Origin of the sequence: Rhizobium sp. IBUN (genome assembly GCF_000510625.1) — a bacterium.
Taxonomy (GTDB): Bacteria; Pseudomonadota; Alphaproteobacteria; order Rhizobiales; family Rhizobiaceae; genus Rhizobium; species Rhizobium altiplani.
Genome location: NZ_AZNV01000002.1, coordinates 223364 through 240755 on the forward strand (window position 1 = coordinate 223364; position 17392 = coordinate 240755).

General features: G+C 59.8%; 18 protein-coding genes. 8 read left to right on the forward strand and 10 right to left on the reverse strand.

Annotation, left to right across the window (positions count from 1 at the left end):
* A complete protein-coding gene (locus tag RHIBUN_RS0103100) occupies nucleotides 1–444 on the reverse strand; it encodes a helix-turn-helix transcriptional regulator (protein WP_025658398.1) in 444 nt (147 codons plus the stop codon).
* 464 nt (nucleotides 445–908) lie between these two features.
* Between RHIBUN_RS0103100 and RHIBUN_RS0103105 the strand changes: the two genes are divergently transcribed.
* A complete protein-coding gene (locus RHIBUN_RS0103105) occupies nucleotides 909–1106 on the forward strand; it encodes a hypothetical protein (RefSeq protein WP_018855520.1) in 198 nt (65 codons plus the stop codon).
* 156 nt (nucleotides 1107–1262) lie between these two features.
* On the opposite strand, the gene RHIBUN_RS0103110 is transcribed toward RHIBUN_RS0103105, so the two are convergent.
* From RHIBUN_RS0103110 to RHIBUN_RS0103120, 3 genes are all read right to left on the reverse strand, one after another.
* Nucleotides 1263–1562 (reverse strand): hypothetical protein, encoded by a 300-nt coding sequence (locus RHIBUN_RS0103110; RefSeq protein ID WP_025658399.1) that lies wholly within the window; start codon nucleotides 1560–1562, stop codon nucleotides 1263–1265.
* A 141-nt stretch (nucleotides 1563–1703) separates the two neighbouring features.
* Nucleotides 1704–2891, reverse strand: a complete 1188-nt coding sequence (uxuA, locus tag RHIBUN_RS0103115; protein WP_025658400.1) for a mannonate dehydratase — start codon at nucleotides 2889–2891, stop codon at nucleotides 1704–1706.
* Nucleotides 2892–2935: 44 nt separating this feature from the next.
* A complete protein-coding gene (locus tag RHIBUN_RS0103120; RefSeq protein ID WP_025658401.1) occupies nucleotides 2936–3658 on the reverse strand; it encodes a GntR family transcriptional regulator in 723 nt (240 codons plus the stop codon).
* 209 nt (nucleotides 3659–3867) lie between these two features.
* On the opposite strand from RHIBUN_RS0103120, the gene RHIBUN_RS0103125 reads away from it, so the two are divergent.
* Genes RHIBUN_RS0103125 through RHIBUN_RS0103140 form a run of 4 tightly spaced genes read left to right on the forward strand, consistent with a single transcriptional unit; the run spans nucleotide 3868 to nucleotide 7920 of the window.
* Nucleotides 3868–5043, forward strand: a complete 1176-nt coding sequence (locus tag RHIBUN_RS0103125; RefSeq protein WP_025658402.1) for an extracellular solute-binding protein — start codon at nucleotides 3868–3870, stop codon at nucleotides 5041–5043.
* Nucleotides 5044–5099: 56 nt separating this feature from the next.
* Nucleotides 5100–6200 carry an ABC transporter ATP-binding protein gene (locus RHIBUN_RS0103130; RefSeq protein ID WP_037214821.1) on the forward strand — a complete coding sequence of 367 codons (1101 nt, stop codon included), beginning with the start codon at nucleotides 5100–5102 and terminating at the stop codon, nucleotides 6198–6200.
* Nucleotides 6197–7075 carry an ABC transporter permease subunit gene (locus RHIBUN_RS0103135; protein ID WP_025658404.1) on the forward strand — a complete coding sequence of 293 codons (879 nt, stop codon included), beginning with the start codon at nucleotides 6197–6199 and terminating at the stop codon, nucleotides 7073–7075. The genes RHIBUN_RS0103130 and RHIBUN_RS0103135 overlap by 4 nt, the downstream gene beginning before the upstream one ends.
* A 2-nt stretch (nucleotides 7076–7077) precedes the next feature.
* On the forward strand, nucleotides 7078–7920 hold the full coding sequence (locus RHIBUN_RS0103140; protein WP_025658405.1) for an ABC transporter permease subunit: 843 nt from the start codon (nucleotides 7078–7080) through the stop codon (nucleotides 7918–7920).
* Between the two features lie 57 nt (nucleotides 7921–7977).
* On the opposite strand, the gene RHIBUN_RS0103145 is transcribed toward RHIBUN_RS0103140, so the two are convergent.
* The gene (locus RHIBUN_RS0103145) at nucleotides 7978–8229 is read right to left on the reverse strand and encodes a YMGG-like glycine zipper-containing protein (RefSeq protein WP_018855528.1); all 252 of its coding nucleotides are present in this window, start codon (nucleotides 8227–8229) and stop codon (nucleotides 7978–7980) included.
* Between the two features lie 218 nt (nucleotides 8230–8447).
* On the opposite strand from RHIBUN_RS0103145, the gene pepT reads away from it, so the two are divergent.
* Entirely contained in the window at nucleotides 8448–9680 is a 1233-nt protein-coding gene (gene pepT / locus RHIBUN_RS0103150; RefSeq protein ID WP_025658406.1) for a peptidase T, read from the forward strand.
* Nucleotides 9681–9766: 86 nt separating this feature from the next.
* On the opposite strand, the gene RHIBUN_RS0103155 is transcribed toward pepT, so the two are convergent.
* The 4 genes from RHIBUN_RS0103155 to RHIBUN_RS0103170 all read right to left on the reverse strand — a co-directional run bounded on the left by RHIBUN_RS0103155 (nucleotide 9767) and on the right by RHIBUN_RS0103170 (nucleotide 14065).
* Nucleotides 9767–10213, reverse strand: a complete 447-nt coding sequence (locus RHIBUN_RS0103155; protein WP_025658407.1) for a helix-turn-helix transcriptional regulator — start codon at nucleotides 10211–10213, stop codon at nucleotides 9767–9769.
* 223 nt (nucleotides 10214–10436) lie between these two features.
* Nucleotides 10437–10715: a hypothetical protein gene (locus tag RHIBUN_RS0103160; RefSeq protein ID WP_025658408.1), complete on the reverse strand. Its 279-nt coding sequence runs from the start codon at nucleotides 10713–10715 to the stop codon at nucleotides 10437–10439.
* Between the two features lie 121 nt (nucleotides 10716–10836).
* Nucleotides 10837–11997: a fumarylacetoacetate hydrolase family protein gene (locus RHIBUN_RS0103165; protein ID WP_025658409.1), complete on the reverse strand. Its 1161-nt coding sequence runs from the start codon at nucleotides 11995–11997 to the stop codon at nucleotides 10837–10839.
* 232 nt (nucleotides 11998–12229) lie between these two features.
* A complete protein-coding gene (locus RHIBUN_RS0103170) occupies nucleotides 12230–14065 on the reverse strand; it encodes an IlvD/Edd family dehydratase (protein ID WP_026371556.1) in 1836 nt (611 codons plus the stop codon).
* Between the two features lie 117 nt (nucleotides 14066–14182).
* Between RHIBUN_RS0103170 and RHIBUN_RS0103175 the strand changes: the two genes are divergently transcribed.
* Entirely contained in the window at nucleotides 14183–15091 is a 909-nt protein-coding gene (locus tag RHIBUN_RS0103175) for a LysR family transcriptional regulator (protein ID WP_025658411.1), read from the forward strand.
* A gap of 9 nt (nucleotides 15092–15100) precedes the next feature.
* On the opposite strand, the gene RHIBUN_RS0103180 is transcribed toward RHIBUN_RS0103175, so the two are convergent.
* A complete protein-coding gene (locus tag RHIBUN_RS0103180; protein ID WP_018855535.1) occupies nucleotides 15101–16009 on the reverse strand; it encodes a helix-turn-helix domain-containing protein in 909 nt (302 codons plus the stop codon).
* Between the two features lie 86 nt (nucleotides 16010–16095).
* On the opposite strand from RHIBUN_RS0103180, the gene RHIBUN_RS0103185 reads away from it, so the two are divergent.
* Entirely contained in the window at nucleotides 16096–17373 is a 1278-nt protein-coding gene (locus RHIBUN_RS0103185) for an ABC transporter substrate-binding protein (protein WP_025658412.1), read from the forward strand.
* The last annotated feature ends 19 nt before the right edge of the window (nucleotides 17374–17392 follow it).

The window sequence follows — 17392 nt, forward strand, 5'->3', positions numbered from 1 at the left end:
CTATCCTCGTGTTTCGTCCGCGCGTTCCCAGCCCTCATGCGAATCCGTGACCGATTGCGAGGAGCCAAGGCTCCTTGCAAGCGCCAACAGCTTTCGACGAATGTTCGGATCTTCGATCGCGATAAAGGCGCGCGTTAGCGCCAACCCCTCCTTCGAGGCGATGAAATGCGCAACTTCATCGGTCTCAGCGCTCAACTGCAGACCTGCCGTATGCGCCCCCTCTTCATCGAAAAAGAAGCCAATAGGCACGCCAAGGACCTCCGCAATCCGCTGGAGCCGGCTCGCACCTATGCGATTGACACCTTTTTCGTATTTCTGGAGCTGTTGAAACGTAATCCCAAGCGATTCTGAAAGGCTAACCTGGCTCATGCCAAGTAGCTTCCGCCTCAACCTAACACGCTCGCCCACATAGGCATCAATGGCGTTTGGAGTCTTGGCCTTCATGGCGCTCACCGTTTCCTCGTGTCAGACTGGCATTATCTTTGAACTCTGAAAAAATACAACCGAGAGTAAATTATTTCAAGAAGCTAATTGCTGATCGCCCAAATTTTTCCCCCGCCGTTGCGAATTTATCCCTGTCGCGCAAATGAGACCAAGGTCAAAGCGCTCAAGCAACAGTATTGATGCAGCACAACACTGACCCTGGGCGGTACATATTTTTGGCGATTCAATTTATGGTCGTGTCACGTCGATTTCACGAGCCGCTTTGAACTTTTGCGACTATGGTCGAGGCACGGTTAAGTTGAAGCTTCGATCGCCGATCGCTCCAGCGGAGATGATTGGCGGCAAAGCCATTTCGCTGAACTGAGCGATGGGTGGGCGTCTGCGACAGCGTCTCGGTTGTCAACAGGTGCACCGCTTAACCAATGTCAGCATTCAACACAGATCAAGAACGACCGGAGAGGGCAATGGAACTACGTCCTATAGTAATCAGTCACGCCGACAGGCTTTCCGCCTGCAGGGAGAAGATCGAGCAAGCCGTCTATCTGATCATCCAGGGCGACAAACTCGACGGCTTTTCGTCGACGGAAATCGCAATGGCAATCGCCGATATTGCTGACGACTACATCCTTGCCGCCTCCAGAAAGCGCGCAGCGACACACTGATGGTGCGTGTACCTGGCTCCGGGGAGCCGGACAACACGCCCTATCGGTCGCGACCCAGGCCGTGGCCAGGAGAGCCGCGGCCGGCTGAAACCGACCAGAGTGCATCAGAACTCGGGAGCCCCCGAGGAACGGGAAGGCTCCCGATTCCGGCCATGGTTATTGCGGTGTCGTGCCGCCGGTCGAAGGATTGGCCGGGGCTGGCGTTACCGGCTCGCTGGACGGCGCGGCGGGCGCTACCGGCGGCTTCACCGGCTGAGTTTCAGTCGTCGAAGCCGTCGGGGTCATGTCGGTACCCGGCCGGTCGAACCAGTCCGTGATAGCAAACGCCGCAACGAGGATCACAGCGATCGCGGCAACCCATCCGATCCAGGCACTCGAGCTGCGATGCACCGGTGGCGTGCGCAGATCGTGATCTGTGTCGGGATTGCGGTTGGGATCATTGGGGTCATACGTCATGTCGTTTCTCCTCTCTGCAAGAAAAGAAATGAGCCGTGCCCAAGTTTGTTCCCGATGCGTGAGATGCCACGTGCCGGACGATCCGCCGTTTCACCCCCACAACAAGCGCTTTAAAAGATCCTCAATGCGATGCGGCCACCGTCACGACGGCGCCGCCCCCAGCGCATGGAGAATGCCGCGGAGCTCGGCCAGACCGCGCAAACGCCCGATTGCCGGGTAGCCTGGCGTCACGTTCTTGTTGAGATCGTCGAGCATGCGATGACCATGGTCGGAACGGAAAACGATCGTTTCGTCTGCCTGGCGCCGCCGGTCCTCCGCCACAAGCTCCTTCAGGACCGCGACCATATCAACGTCACCCTCCAGATGGGCGCTCTCATGGAAGGTACGGCCGTCGCCCTCGCGTCTGGTTGCCCGCAGATGCGCGAAATGGATCCGGGCAGCAAAGCGCCGGGCAATTGCGGCCAGGTCGTTGTCCGCACGAACACCGAGGCTGCCGGTGCAATAGCACATGCCATTTGCCTTAGAGGGCACGGCATCGAAGAGTGCGGCATAGTCATCCTCGGTAGATGCAATACGCGGCAGGCCAAACAGCGAGCGCGGCGGATCGTCGGGGTGCAGCGTCAGCTTCACCCCACGCGCTTCGGCAGCCGGTGTCACCGCTTGAAGGAATTCAATGAGGTGCTGGCGCAGCCTGGGGGCATCGATCCCGGCATAGGCGGCGAGTTTTTCGCGGAACTGCGGGATCGTCAATGGCTCGGTCGTAGAGCCGGGCAGGGCAGATGTGATGATCCGGGTGATCTCCGCAATTTCGCTTTCGCTCATCGTGTCGAACACTTCGCGCGCCCGCGCCGCATCCTCGGCGCTGTACTGTTCCTTGGCACCTGCGCGCTGGAGTACAAACAGATCGAAGGCAGCAAACTTCTCGTGATCGAAGCGCATGGCGGTGGCACCGGTATCGATCACATGGTCGAGTTCGGTGCGCGTCCAGTCGACGACGGGCATGAAGTTATAGCAAACAATTGGAATACCGCAGGCGGCAACAGCTTCCAGGCTGGCAATCCAGGCCTCGATTTCCGCCTTTGCCCGCCCGCCATTGCGCTTGACCGCATCGGGAATGGGGATGCTCTCGACGACGGACCATGTGAGGCTCGAGCGCCCAGCCGGCGTGGTTTCGATCATCGCCTGCCGCTCACGCACTTCAGCCTCAGTCCACGCGCGCCCGATCGGAACCTGATGCAGGGACGAAACAATATTCGTCGCTCCGGTCTGGCGCACCTCATCAAGTGTCACCGGAGCCTCAGGCCCAAACCATCTCCAACCCTGGCGCATGCACTTCCTCCTTGGGATTGTCTTGTCGTTGTCCGCTGATCGGCTCAGCAGAAGTAATCTGGATACTGAGTTCGAAGCTCGGCGACATCGGGTATGACGGCGCTGAGGTGATGCATCATTGCCGCGCGCGCTGCTTGAAGATCATGGGCCGCAATCGCCTCGCGAATGAGTTCGTGTTCGTGCACGACATTGTCCATCCGGCCAAGAACCGGCAGCGTCAGCCGACGCGCCCTGTCGATCTGCACCTTGACCGTCTTGAGGATCGTCCAGATCCCAGGATATCCGGCAATGCTGGCAATCGCCTCGTGGAACGCCTCATCCTCTTCGTGAAACGCCGAGGGGTCGCCGAGTGCGGCCAGTGATCTCTGTCGTGAGATGATGCCATCCAGGCGACTGATATCGGCAGCTGTCGCGATCTCGGCCGCACGTTCCACCGTGGTACCCTCAAGCGACTTGCGAACGACGACTGCCTCCGGGATGGCCGCGACGGGCACGCGCGACACGACGGTGCCCGATTGCGGATAGATATCGACAAGCCCGCCTTCCGACAGTCGAAGCAGCGCCTCACGCACCGGTGTGCGGCTGACGTTGAACTCTTCGGCAATGCGCTTTTCCTGCAGTTGCATTCCCGGTCGCATACGCAGAGCAAGAATGTCGGCGTACAGCCTGTCGTAGATGGCATCTGCGGTCGTCACGCGACGAAGCTTCGCCGGCCTCTCGGCCCCGGAAGGCAAGGTCGCGGGAATGGAAACACCTGTTGCCTGCATTACGTGCGGCCCTGACATTGACTCGTTCGTGAATACTAGTATATCAATTTATCGCGACTGCCAAGCTGCACCGGGAGGAATGGTGTTTTCGGCAATCATTTCAGATGTTTCACGCATCTAAGAGAAGGTGCCGATCCCTGCAACGATCGGTTCGGGGACGCGCAGCACCACGTTTTGCGGTGCCCGGCAACAAGAGGAGGAGAAACAATATGAAAGTCACCCGCAGAACATTTGTCGGCACCGCCGCAGGCGCGGCCGTCGCGAGCATGCTGCCGTTGAAGGTCTTTGCACAGGCCAAGAAACCGGCAAGTCCAGTCACCATCACGATCGCGGATGTCGCCGGCAACCTCGCCCTCACGCAGGGCATGTTCGAGGCCTATGCCGCGGAGAAGCCGGAATGGGTCTCGAGCTTCGCCTTCACAAAGGCACCGGCGCCGGAACTCCCTGGCAAGATCAAGGCGCAGCAGGCAGCCGGCAAGGTCGATATCGATCTCGTACTGACAGGCACGGATGCACTTTCGGCCGGCCTCGACCAGGGACTTTGGATCGATCTCGGAGCGCACAAATCCGAGCTTCCCAACCTCGAGCAAATCCTGCAGCCGCAGGCCTTCAAGATGCAGGCCCTTGCCAAGGATCAGGGCGTCGTCGTCACCTACTACCCGTCCGGTCCCCTCATTGAATACATGCCTGACAAGGTGCCCACGCCGCCAAAGTCGGCGCAGGAGCTGCTTGACTGGGCGAAGGCCAACAAGAACCGCTTCATCTACGCTCGCCCTGCCAATTCCGGCCCCGGCCGCACCTTCCTCATGGGCTTGCCCTATCTGCTCGGCGACAGCGACCCGCGCGATCCCGCCAAGGGCTGGTCAAAGACGTGGGATTATCTCGCAGCACTCGGCGAACACATCGAATACTATCCGACCGGCACTGGCCAGGTGATGAAGGAGCTTGGCGAGGGAACCCGCGACATCGTCGTCTCGACGACCGGATGGGACATTAATCCCCGGGCGCTCGGCATCGTTCCGGCTGAAGCGAAGGTGCAGAAGCTCGATGGCTTCCATTGGGTCACCGACGCCCACTACGCAGTGATCCCGAAGGGCGTGTCCGACGAGAAGATCGGCGTGCTAATCGACGTCCTCAACTACGTCCTGCAGCCCAAGCAGCAAGCAATCGCCTACGACGCCGGCTACTTCTATCCGGGTCCGGCCGTCAAGGACGTCACAATTGATATGGCGCCGCAGGAAAGCCAGGACACCCTGAAGGAATTCGGTCGACCGGAATATACCGACTGGATCGCCAACAATCCCCTGGAGGTTCCCCTGGAGCCGAAGCAGTTGGTCGAAGCCTTCCGCATTTGGGACGAGAAGATCGGCGCCAAGAAGGGCTGATCGAACAACATCAGCCGGCCGGGATTTCGTCCCCGGCCGGCCACCTCATTCTGCAGATGGAGATTGGTTTGACCTCGGTATCGAATGCCGCAGCATCGACGCGCAAGAACGCGCGCCTGGAACTCGACGGAATGCGTCGCGCCTTCGGGGCGTTCAACGCCTTGAATGGCATCGATCTTGCGATCGAGCCCGGCGAGTTCGTGGCGCTGCTTGGTCCATCCGGCTGCGGCAAGTCAACCGCGCTGAACTGCATTGCCGGCTTGCTTGCGCTGACGGGCGGCGAAATCCGCCTTGGTGGCACGCGCATCGACCAGCTCGAACCGGAGCGCCGCGGCTTTGGGATGGTTTTCCAGAGCTACGCCCTGTTTCCACACATGACTGTCCGAAAGAACGTCGGCTTCGGGCTTGCCATGCAGGGCATAAAGGGTCCCGAGGCCGACCAGCGCGTTCGCGATGCCTTGGCTCTGGTTCGCCTCGAAAGCCAAGCCGACAAATTGCCGGGCCAGCTCTCTGGCGGGCAGCAGCAGCGCGTCGCAATCGCGCGCGCCATTGTCATTCGCCCGCCAATCGTCCTGATGGACGAGCCGCTATCCAATCTTGATGCAAAGCTCCGGCTTGAAATGCGCGCCGAAATTCGCGGTATCCACGACCAGATCGGGTCCACCACCATCTATGTCACGCATGACCAGGACGAGGCGCTGTCGCTTGCCGACCGCATCGTAGTCATGAGCCAGGGTCATATCGAGCAGATCGGTTCGCCCCAGGATCTCTACCAGCGGCCGGTCAACGTTGATGTCGCCGACTTCATGGGCTTCAGAACCCGTGTACCGGGCCGCATTACGCGCGTGTCCGGCGATGAGGCTGAGATCGAGGTCGCCGGCGCTCGCCTCGTCGGCACGATGCGTTCGCCCCTCAAGGCAGGTGATGCAGCCATCCTGTCCGTCCGTCCGGAGGATCTTGTCGCGTCCAACGGCGAGGGGATCGCCGCCACCGTCAGCAGCATGGAGTATCGCGGACGTGCATTCTTCGGCATGGCGCGGGCAGGCGACGGTTCGGAACTCTATTTCCGGGCGGACGAGCCGCTGGGTCGCGGCGCATCGACGAGGCTGCAGCCGGTTGCCGGTCGGGCCCTGGTCTTTTCGGGGGCGGCCGGATGAACCAACCCTCGCTGCAAACTCGACTTGCCGCTCGTGGGCTTGACGGCACGACGCTGCTGCTTCTGCCAGGCCTGATCTTCATGATCGCGCTGTTCGTCTACCCCTTCCTCTACGGCCTGGCCGATTCACTCATGCCGAAAGAGGGCGCCTGGTATGCCAACTACACGAAATTCTTCAGCGATCCGTTCCAGTACCAAACGATCGCTGCGACCATGTGGCTGGCCCTGCCGGTAACCATAATCAACCTCGCATTCGCGGTGCCGGTTGCCCTGCGCGTGCGCCTGATGCGCCGACAGCGTCTGCTGACGACCATTCTCGTCCTGCCAATCACCCTTGGCACGGTCTTCGTGGCCGACGGACTGCTGACCTTTCTCGGCCCGCGCGGCTGGTTCAATCATACGCTCCTGCTGCTCGGCATCCTCGACACGCCCGTGAAGCTGACGAACAATTACTGGGGCGTCTTTGCCTCGCTGCTGATCACCGGCTTTCCGTTTGCCTTCCTGCTCACGCTGTCCTACGTCACCGGTATCGATCCCGCGATTGAACAGGCAGCCGCAACATTGGGCGCAGGGCCACGGCAGCGCTTCTTCCGCGTCTTCCTGCCGCTTCTGGTTCCGGGCCTAGCGGTCACCTTTTGCCTTGCCTTCGTCCAGGCCTTCGCTGTCTTTCCCTCCGCCGTGCTTCTGGGTGCGCCGGCAGGGCCGACGCGTGTCATCTCCATTGCCGCCTATCAGGCCGCCTTCGAGCAATATGATCATTCGCTCGGTTCGGCGATCGCGCTCATCATGGGTGCCGTTGAGCTCGCTGTCGTGCTGACGGTTCTCGCCATACGCTCACTCTTCTACCGCGGCCCCGCCGGCGGCACGAAAGGCTAATCATGATCCGAGATCAGGGCCTCACCTCGAAGATCTGGCGTTTCGCCATTTGGACGCTAGCCGTCCTTTTTGTGCTAAACCTGCTTGCCGTCATCGCAGCCGTCATTGTCAATTCGTTTGCGACGCGCTGGCTTGGCACATGGCTGCCGGCCGGCTGGACGACACGCTGGTACTTCAGTGCCTGGAAGGAATTTCAGCTTTCCAGCGTCGTTCTCGTCACCTTCGAGATCGTTTTCACCGTCGTCATCATTTCCGGAATTCTGGGCGTCACGACCGCCTATGCGCTTGCGCGGCGCAACTTTCCCGGAAAGGGCCTTGTCGTCCTGCTGTTCCTGTTGCCGTTGCTGATCCCGCCGCTGACCTACGGTATCCCGCTCGCAACCGTTCTCTATCGGCTCGGCCTCGGCGGCACATTCTGGGGTGTCGTGCTGATCAACATCGTGCCTTCGCTGCCCTTTGTGGTCCTGGTGATGATCCCCTTCATCGAGCAGATCGACCCGCGCATCGAAGCGGCAGCACGCGTGTTCGGTGCAGGAACGACAAGCCTCTTTCTGCGGATCTTGCTACCGCTGCTCCTGCCGGGAATGCTGGCTGCCTTGCTTTTGGTTCTGGTTCGAACCATCGCGATGTTCGAGCTCACCTTCCTGATTGCCGGCCCCACGACCCAAACGCTCGTCGTCTCCCTCTACTATGCCGTCTTTGCGTCAGGCGTCCGGGCGGGCCAGTCCATCGATGCGATGGCGGTGGTCTACATGGTCACGACACTGTTCTGGCTGGTTCTCGCGCTGCAGTTCGTCAACCCGACGCAGATCGTCGCGCGGGCAAAACAACAAAGTGCCCACTAGCGAGGACATGATGGAAATGACCGCCTCTTGAGGAGGAGGCGGTCATCGGGCATGCGCCTAGCAGCGTGCCTCATACCTGCGGCCATACCGGTCACGATAGACACAGTAGCCGCGATGTTCGGTAGAGCGTCCAATCAGGGCACCCGCCACGCCGCCGGCCACGGCACCAATGGCCGCACCTTCCCAGCTATTGCTGACTGCGCCGCCGATGATGGCTCCCGAACCGGCACCGATCGCCGTTCCCTTCTCGGTCGCGGTGCACGAGGCCAACGCGCCCATAAATGCACCAACCAGGATAATTTTTCTCATCTTCCACTCCAACCATAATAGATTTTTGCGTTACGGCGTAGGAACTAAGTCGGACGTCTCAAGGTTCCATTGGACTTAGGTCTGACACTGGCATTCGCTGGACGGCAGCCCCCCTGGTTTCGCCGGCCTGCGGTCGAACATGGGCGTCGAAGGCCACTATTCAAGACCTGTCCTGGAAGGCTATACCCGTGCGTCGCCAAACACAAACCGGAGCCGCCATGACCGACACTGTCCTCGATCGTTTCCTCCGCTACGTCGTTATTGACACTCAATCGGATGCGGGATCACCAACACAGCCGTCGACAGCCAAGCAGAAGGACCTTGGTCGATTGCTCGTGGACGAGTTGCTGGAGATTGGCGTGTCCGATGCTCACCTCGACGAGAATGGCTATGTCTATGCGACCCTTCCGTCGAATACCGACAAGACAGTCCCGGTCATTTGCTTCTGCTCGCACATGGACACGGCACCAGATTTCACGGGAACGAATGTGACGCCAAAAGTCCTCCACAACTATGGCGGCGGCGACATTCAGCTCTCCGGTGACCAGAAGCAGGTCATTCGCGTTACTGAGAATCCGGCGCTCAATGACCAGATCGGCAACGATATCGTTACAACCGACGGGACGACGCTGCTCGGTGCCGACGACAAGGCCGGTATCGCCGAAATCATGACGGCGGCGCAAATCCTGATGGATAATCCCGACATCAGGCACGGAACGATCAAGCTGCTTTTCACGCCCGATGAGGAGATCGGTCGCGGCGTTGACAAGGTCGACCTGACCAAGCTTGGTGCGCAATTTGCCTATACGATGGATGGCGAGACAGCCGGACACATAGAAGACGAGACGTTCTCGGCCGACGGTGTGGAAATTGCCATCGAGGGCGTCGCCATCCATCCAGGCTTTGCCAAGGGAAGAATGGAGAACGCCATCAAGATCGCCGGTGCGATCATAGATCGGTTGCCGAGGAATATCGCACCGGAAACGACCGACGGACGAGAAGGCTTCATCCATCCGACCGGTCTGAGCGGATCGATGGAAAAGGCGGCTATCAGCCTCATTGTCCGGGACTTCGAAGAAAGCGGCCTCGCCGACAAGGAGAAGCGTCTCGAAGCAATCGTGCGGGAGGTGATGAAGGACTATCCGGGCTCGTCTTACACGTTCGCCGTCAAGCAGCAGTATCGCAACATGAAGGTGGTTCTCGATCGCCACCCGCAGATTGTCGACAACGCCATCGAAGCGATCCGCCGTGCCGGAATGTCACCGGTTCGCGGCAGTATTCGAGGCGGAACGGACGGTTCGCGTCTCTCCTTCATGGGACTGCCATGTCCGAACATATTTGCAGGCGGGCACGCCTTCCACTCACCACGCGAATGGATCAGCAGGCAGGACATGGAAAGGGCCGTCGCCACTCTGGTTGAGCTTGCAAGGGTTTGGGAAGAGCGAGCATGAGTTGCCCGACCGCCCGAACAACGCACGGGGATGACAGGCAAAATTGCATAATGCCGGCCGGCCCTACATCACATGAGCCTGATTGCTCAGGCGAAGGTTTCGCCGTGTTTTCCTCGCTCACCTGATACGTCACGCCCTTCCTGCGCCTGCGCCATGGCCTTGACCAGGGCGACGATCTTTTCGCGCAGCTGCGTATCGGTGATCTTCAGGAACGCGCGGTTAAGTGCGAGCCCCTCCTTCGAATGCAGGAATTCGGCGACGGGGTCAGCCGCGACATTCGTCTCAACGAGGCTCACTGGCTCGGACTCGTTCTGCTGGAAGAAGAAACTCGGCGACGTACTCAGGACCTCGGCGATCCGTTGCAGCCGGCTGGCACCGATCCGGTTCAGACCCTTCTCGTATTTCTGCACCTGCTGGAACGTAACACCGATCTGGTCGGCTAGCCTTTCCTGACTGAGACCTAGGAGTTGCCTGCGCATCCTCACGCGAGAACCGACATAGGTATCGATGGCATTTGGTGTCTTTGCATTCATCATACGCGTTTCCATGACCGGGCCGGCGTGGCGATCATCGCTCGATCTCCGGCATAGCACTCCCATAAATGTGTATTAGGCATGGGCCAAATTCAATTGGTAGTTCTTCCTAGTTGGGTAATATCATCTGACAAGAATGTGACTCCAGCCTGAACATGCGGCGAAGGCTCGCTCACAACGACCGCCAGGCTACGGCCTTCGCTAAGGCCCGCGTCAACATTGCTCACCGGTTGAAGCGAATTGGCCGGAACTCCCTGTGGACGATCTTCAACGACCTGTCGGGCTGTATCATGTAGGTTTCATCCACTTGTCGACCCCACTGATCTATGAAGTTGTGGGGGAACGTCGATCCGGGCGGGGATTTCGTCAGCTTGGTGCGTGGCTGACCGCCATAGGTGACACTGCCGGGGATCGGCTCGAGGCCGGGAGATGAAAAATCCTTCGTAGCCGTGCATGCAGCAAGAAGGAATGCTCCAACCAGTACAAGAGCTCTCTTCTTCATGGCATCCTCAACGCTTCGGCCCTGTTTTAGAAGCATATATGTGATCAGTTGCGCCGGAACAGGTAGCCTGCCCGTCCGGCGCAAGATTTCAGCGGCGCCTGGCGCACCGCGTCTTCAAAACCTACAGCAGATCGCGCCTTGCAAGGCTTGCCATCAGGGCCGTAATCCCGAAGCTCCAGGGCGGGCACTCGGTCGAAAGCCTCACCGTGTTGACGAGCGAGCCGAGACCCGCCGAAGAGATTTCGACGACGTCGCCAACCTTGTGGGTGAAGCCCTGATTCGGCGCATCGCGATCCTGCGTTGGGGCAAACAGCGTTCCCAGAAACAGCATGAAGCCGTCCGGATACTGATGATGGGCGCCGCAGGTCTGCTTGACGAGGTCAGTCGGGTCGCGGCTGATCTTCGACATCGAGCTCTTGCCGTGAAGGACGAAACCGTCAGTCCCGGTAACCTTGAGGTCGAGCTCTGCGCTGCGCACGTCATCGAGGCCAAAGGTCTCGTCGAACAGACGGATGAACGGGCCGATCGAGCAGGAAGCATTGTTATCCTTCGCCTTGCCGAGCAGAAGCGCCGAGCGGCCCTCGACGTCGCGCAGATTGACGTCGTTGCCAAGCGTTGCACCCTTGATGTCCCCGCGACTATTCACTGCAAGCACGATCTCGGGTTCGGGATTGTTCCAGGTCGAGATCGGATGCAGACCAACATCGGCACCCCAGCCGACAGAAGAAAGCACCGGCGACTTCGTGAACACCTCGGCGTCGGGCCCGATGCCAACCTCGAGATATTGTGACCACATGCCTTCCTCGATCAACGCCTGCTTGACCTTGGCAGCTTCCGGCGACCCGGCCTTCAGGTTGTTGAGGCTACCGCCGATGAGCGTGCTGACGCGCTCCCGGATGGCTGCTGCACGATCCGGGTTTCCGGCGGCCTTCTCCTCGATGACCCGCTCGATCATCGACTGGGCAAACGTCACGCCGCAGGCCTTAATAGCCTGAAGGTCAGCCGGAGCAAGCAGATGAACGCGCGACAGGTCGGGTGTGCCGATGCCCGAGGCAGCGATCTCCTCCAGCGTGCCGAGCACAGGGCCTTGTGCATTACGGGCAACTGCTGCGGCGTCGGCCTGCTCCAGAAGTGCGCTCAGCGTCGGCACGTTCTTGGAAGTGATATCCACTACCTGGCCATCCCGAACCACCACGAGGCTCGGCCCTTGGACACCAGGGTTCCAGGCACGACCTACAAACAAGCCACCGGCGGCAGCAGAGTCCAGAAGAGTATAAGACATCGTCATGTTCCGTCACGCGAGCGATGGACGCGCTCAAAATGAAAAACGAACCGGCCGCCCTCCAACCCAGCGGCCGTGAAAATCGATCACAATCGGTGCCTGACGACAAGGTCAAAACCAAGGATTCTCGACCGGAAACGCAAATGGACGCGATGCGGGAGAAAGCGTCGCGCCCATTGTACTCGATCAGACTGTCTTCGGCGCCACGCGCTCTCGCCCGCGCGCCAACGACTTAGTGGTTGTCGCGCGGAATGCCCTTCGTCTGAGCGATACGCTGATACTTGACGGCAGGCTCGAGCACGGCACCGGTTTCCATCTGACCAACGCAGGCACGCTGCATTTCCTGCCAGGGCGTCTGGCTTTCCGGATAGACGTAGCCCCCGGCCGCCTCGAGCGCCTTGCGGCGTTCGGCGAGCTCCTCGTCGCTGATGAGGATGTTGGCGCTCCCCTTCTTGAGATCGATACGAACCTGGTCGCCGGTCTTGAGGAGCGCAAGCCCACCGCCTGCTGCCGCTTCTGGCGAAGCGTTGAGGATGGAGGGCGATCCGGACGTCCCGGACTGGCGACCATCGCCGATGCAGGGCAGGGAACTGATCCCCTGCTTCAGGAGGTAGTCCGGAGCGCGCATGTTGACAACTTCGGCCGCACCCGGATAGCCGATCGGGCCGGCGCCGCGCATGAAGAGGACCGTTGAAGCGTCGATTGCCAGTGACGGATCGTCGATGCGGTGATGGTAATCTTCCGGTCCGTCAAAGACGACAGCGCGGCCAACAAAGGCTTCCGGATCATTCGGGTTGGAGAGATAACGCTGACGGAACTCGGGCGAGATCACGCTCGTCTTCATGATTGCCGACGAGAAGAGGTTGCCGCGCAGGACGCGGAACCCGGCGCGCTCCTTAAGCGGACGCTCGAACGGGCGAATCACCTTGTCGTCTTCGATCGTCGCCGTGGTGTAATTCTCGCCAACAGTCTTGCCGTTGACGGTCATTGCACCGGTGTTGAGGAGGTTATGCTTGATCAGCTCGCCCATGACAGCGGGAACGCCACCGGCGTGATAGTAGTCCTCGCCGAGATATTCGCCAGCCGGCTGCAGGTTGACGAGCAGCGGGATTTCCTCGCCGTAGGTCTGCCAATCGTCGACCGTCAGCTCGACGCCGATGTGGCGGGCAAGTGCGTTGAGATGGATTGGAGCATTGGTGGAGCCGCCGATCGCGGAGTTGACCTTGATCGCGTTGATGAAGGCTTCCTTGGTCAGAATGTCGGAAGGCTTCAGGTCTTCCCGAACCATTTCAACGATTCGCAGGCCGGTTTCATAGGAAACTTCCTGACGGTCACGATAGGGGGCCGGAATGGCGGCGCCGCCCGGCAGCTGCATACCGAGTGCTTCGGCAAGCGAGTTCATCGTGGTTGCCGTGCCCATCGTGTTGCAATATCCGGTCGAGGGCGCGGAAGATGCGACGAGCTTGACGAAGCCCTGATAGTCGATTTCGCCACGCGCCATCATTTCGCGTGCCTTCCAGACAATCGTGCCCGAGCCCGTGCGTTCGCCGCGGAACCAGCCGTTCAACATCGGGCCGACCGACAGCGCGATCGCCGGAATGTTGACGGTTGCCGCGGCCATCAGACAGGCCGGCGTCGTCTTATCGCAGCCGATGGTCAGAACGACGCCGTCAAGCGGGTAGCCGTAGAGAACCTCGACGAGACCGAGATAGGAAAGGTTGCGATCGAGGCCCGCCGTCGGGCGCTTGCCGGTTTCCTGGATCGGGTGGACCGGGAACTCGATGGCGATACCGCCAGCGTCACGGATGCCTTCGCGAACGCGCTTGGCGAGTTCGATGTGGTGACGATTGCAGGGCGACAGGTCAGAGCCCGTCTGCGCGATACCGATGATCGGCCGACCCGACTGCAGCTCTTCCTGGCTGAGACCGAAGTTCATGTAGCGCTCGAGGTAGAGCGCGGTCATGTCGGGATTTGCGAGATTGTCGAACCAGGCCTTCGAGCGAAGCTGACGCGATCCGTCCTGCTCTTGAACTGCGTTCTGATTCGGGGAAGGTGTTTTCTCAACCACGATGAATTTCCTTGCTTTGACGCCGTTGTTGTCATGCACTTAGCTGATCGATACAGGAATGTATAATCAGTCTTTCGCATTTTGATATGCAAATTCCTTATATCAAGTGAGGCAAGCATGGGATTGGATGGTTTCAGGCTACGCCACCTGAAGATGCTCGTGGCGCTCAGCGAGCACGGAAAGCTCGGTGTCGTTGCAGAAATGTTCGGCGTCTCGCAGCCGGCACTGTCGAGGACATTGAACGAGTTGGAGCAAATGTCCGGACACCAGCTCTTCGAGAGACACAACCGTGGACTTATCCCCACCCCTCAAGGAGAGGTGATCGTTCGCCACGCCAAGATGTTGATCTCCGAGGCGCAGCGCGCCGAATACGAAATGGTGGTCGCCGCAGCCGGGCAGGGCGGCAGCGTCGCGTTCGGAACGATCATGACGCCAGCCGCCGACTATGTCGCCCCCGCGCTCAAACGCATCTTCCAGACCCATCCGACAATCGACATCAGCATCGCTGTAGGAAGCAGCGACGTGCTGCTCGAGGACGTGCTGAGCAGGAGGCTCGACTTTGCCGTTTGCCGAATTCCGAGCGGCATGAACCCACTCTGGTTTGATTATCTGCCTGTTGGCCAGGAGACGCTGCGCGTCATCGTGGCGGTGGATCATCCGCTCTCGGCAAAACCTGTCGTCACCGAGGACGACCTCCGGCACCAGAGCTGGGTGCTGCAGCCGCATGGCTCGTTCCTCAGGCAGGTCATTGATGATTTCATCCGGCGCCATGGCATCGTACCGGCCAGCGTCGTTTCGACCTCTGATGCGCTCCTGACCATGCTGCTGATCCTGCAGAGCCAGCGTCTTGGCATCTTCGCCGAGCCTGTTGCCGCGCTCCTCGAGAGGCATGGTCTCGTCAAGGCGCTGCAGATCGAGGGAGACATCTCCGTTCCGGGTTTCGGCCTCATCAAGCTCAAGGAACGTGAACTGTCGGCCTCCGCCGAGCTTGTCTACAATGTGTTTGCCACGACACGAAATCTGTGAGGCAACGGACTAGGGCGCATACTGCGTGACCATGCGCGCATCGCGACGAAAATCGGAAGGCGACATCCCGGCGATATGGCGGAACGACTTGTTGAAGGCGCTGATCGACCCGAAGCCGCTGTCCATCGCGACCTGCAAGACGTTCGCCTCATCGTTCATCAGCATCGCCTGCGCCCGTGACAGACGCAGCAGATTGACATATTTGCTGAGCGTCATGCCTGTGGTCTTCTTGAACAGGTTCATCGCATATTTCGGATGAAGATCGGCGGCGCGAGCGATATCGACCGAATCGATTTCCTGCAGGAAGTTGACGGCGATGAAGTCGCACATACGCGCCACGCTTCGCGACGATTGCGGGTAGCATTGCTCGATATCGTCGGCATCCGTCGGCCCGAGGGTCGGGATCATGGAATAGGGTTCGAGTGCGATTCGCTCTACCCGCAACAGCATCTCGTCGACGGCGTGCTGAGCCTTGGCGGGATCGCCGGATTTGGTATAGCGCACCCAGCGCGGAAAGTTCTCGAGGTCGGCCGCATCAGTTGCCGAGGTGAACAGGATCTCACCCTTCATCAGTCGGCTGGAGATGTTGATCGGCAGGCGCATACGGAAGAAATAGACCAGTGGCAGGTGGCCGCCGGCATAGATTGCGTCCTCGGAACAATCGTCCATCTGGTGCGGTTGCCCACCCCAAAACAGGCACATATCGCCCGCCTTCATCGAGATTTTCTGGCCGTTCATGCGGTAGTGCACGCTACCCTGCATGATATAATTCACTTCGACCTGCACATGCCAATGAGGCATGAGCATTACGGGTGGATGGTTGTGAAACATCTGAAGGGCCGTCGGCAAACCCTCGATGCTGCTCGCTCCCGGCTGATAGACTGCCCGCCTTACGATCTTACTTTCCGCCAAGTCCATGTTCCCTTTTTAGGAGACAGCGGCTCCCTTGTAGATAGTCTAGCCGCGTTCGCTAAGGGACGGCAATTGAAAAGGGAGGATTTTCAATGCGCTTCAAACTCATCGGTGCGACCGCTGCAGTCGCACTTCTTGCTTCCGGTTCTGCCTTTGCACAGCAGTCGGGCAATCTGACCATCTGGAGCTGGAACATCGCCGCATCGGCGCTGAAGTCCACGCTCGAAGGCTTCAACAAGCAGCATCCTGACATCAAGGTCACGGTCGAGGATCTCGGCAACCAGCAGGTCTTCGACAAGATGCTGGCCGCCTGCGCCGCCGGTGGCGAAGGACTGCCCGACATCGTCAGCGTGGAAAACTTCGAGGCGGAAATCTTCTGGAGCCGCTTCCCGGACTGCTTCGCCAATCTGAAAGAGTTGGGCTACACTCCCGAAATCCAGGCGAAATTCCCGGATTTCAAGCGCACGGAGCTTGAAGTCGGTGATGTCGCTTACGCCATGCCGTGGGATTCCGGTCCGGTGGCCGTCTTCTATCGCCGTGATTTCTATGAAAAGGCCGGCGTTGATCCGTCGACGATCAAGTCCTGGGACGATTTCATTGCGGCTGGCAAGAAGATCTCCGCGGCCAATCCGGGCGTCGTCATGGCGCAAGCCGACTTCAACGGCGACAGCGAATGGTTCCGGATGATTTCCAACGAGCAGGGCTGCGGCTATTTCTCAACGGACGGCCAGACGATTACCATCAATCAGCCGGCCTGCGTTGCGACACTCGAAAAAGTCAAGCAGATGAAGGACGCCGGAACGCTGACGGCAGCCATCTGGGACGAGAAGATCCAGGCCAATACCGCTGGCAAGGTGGCAAGCCAGATGTATGGCGGCTGGTATGAAGGCACCATTCGCTCCGGCTCGCCCGACCTTTCCGGCAAGTGGGGCGTCTACATGATGCCAAGCCTGACGCCCGATGGCCCGCATGCTGCGAACCTCGGCGGCTCGTCGCTTGCGATCGCTGCCAATTCCCAGAACAAGGAAGCAGCCTGGACCTACATCAACTACGCACTTGGCACCAATGAGGGCCAGGTGACGATGCTGAAATCCTTCGGCCTCGTCCCGTCGCTGTTGACCGCAGTCCAGGATCCGTTCGTCAACCAACCACAGCCCTACTGGCACGACCAGAAGGTATGGGCCGATATCCTTTCGACCCTGCCGAAGATCGTTCCAAGCCGCGGGACGCCGTTCCAGACGGATGCGGACTCGATCTACAGGGCAGCGCAGACCAAGTACTTCGCCGGCGGCTATCCTGATGCGAAGGCCGCGCTTGACGACGCCGCAAAACAGATCGCGACGGCGACCGGTCTTCCCCTTGCGAAATGAGTAACGGTGCCGGGCGTCG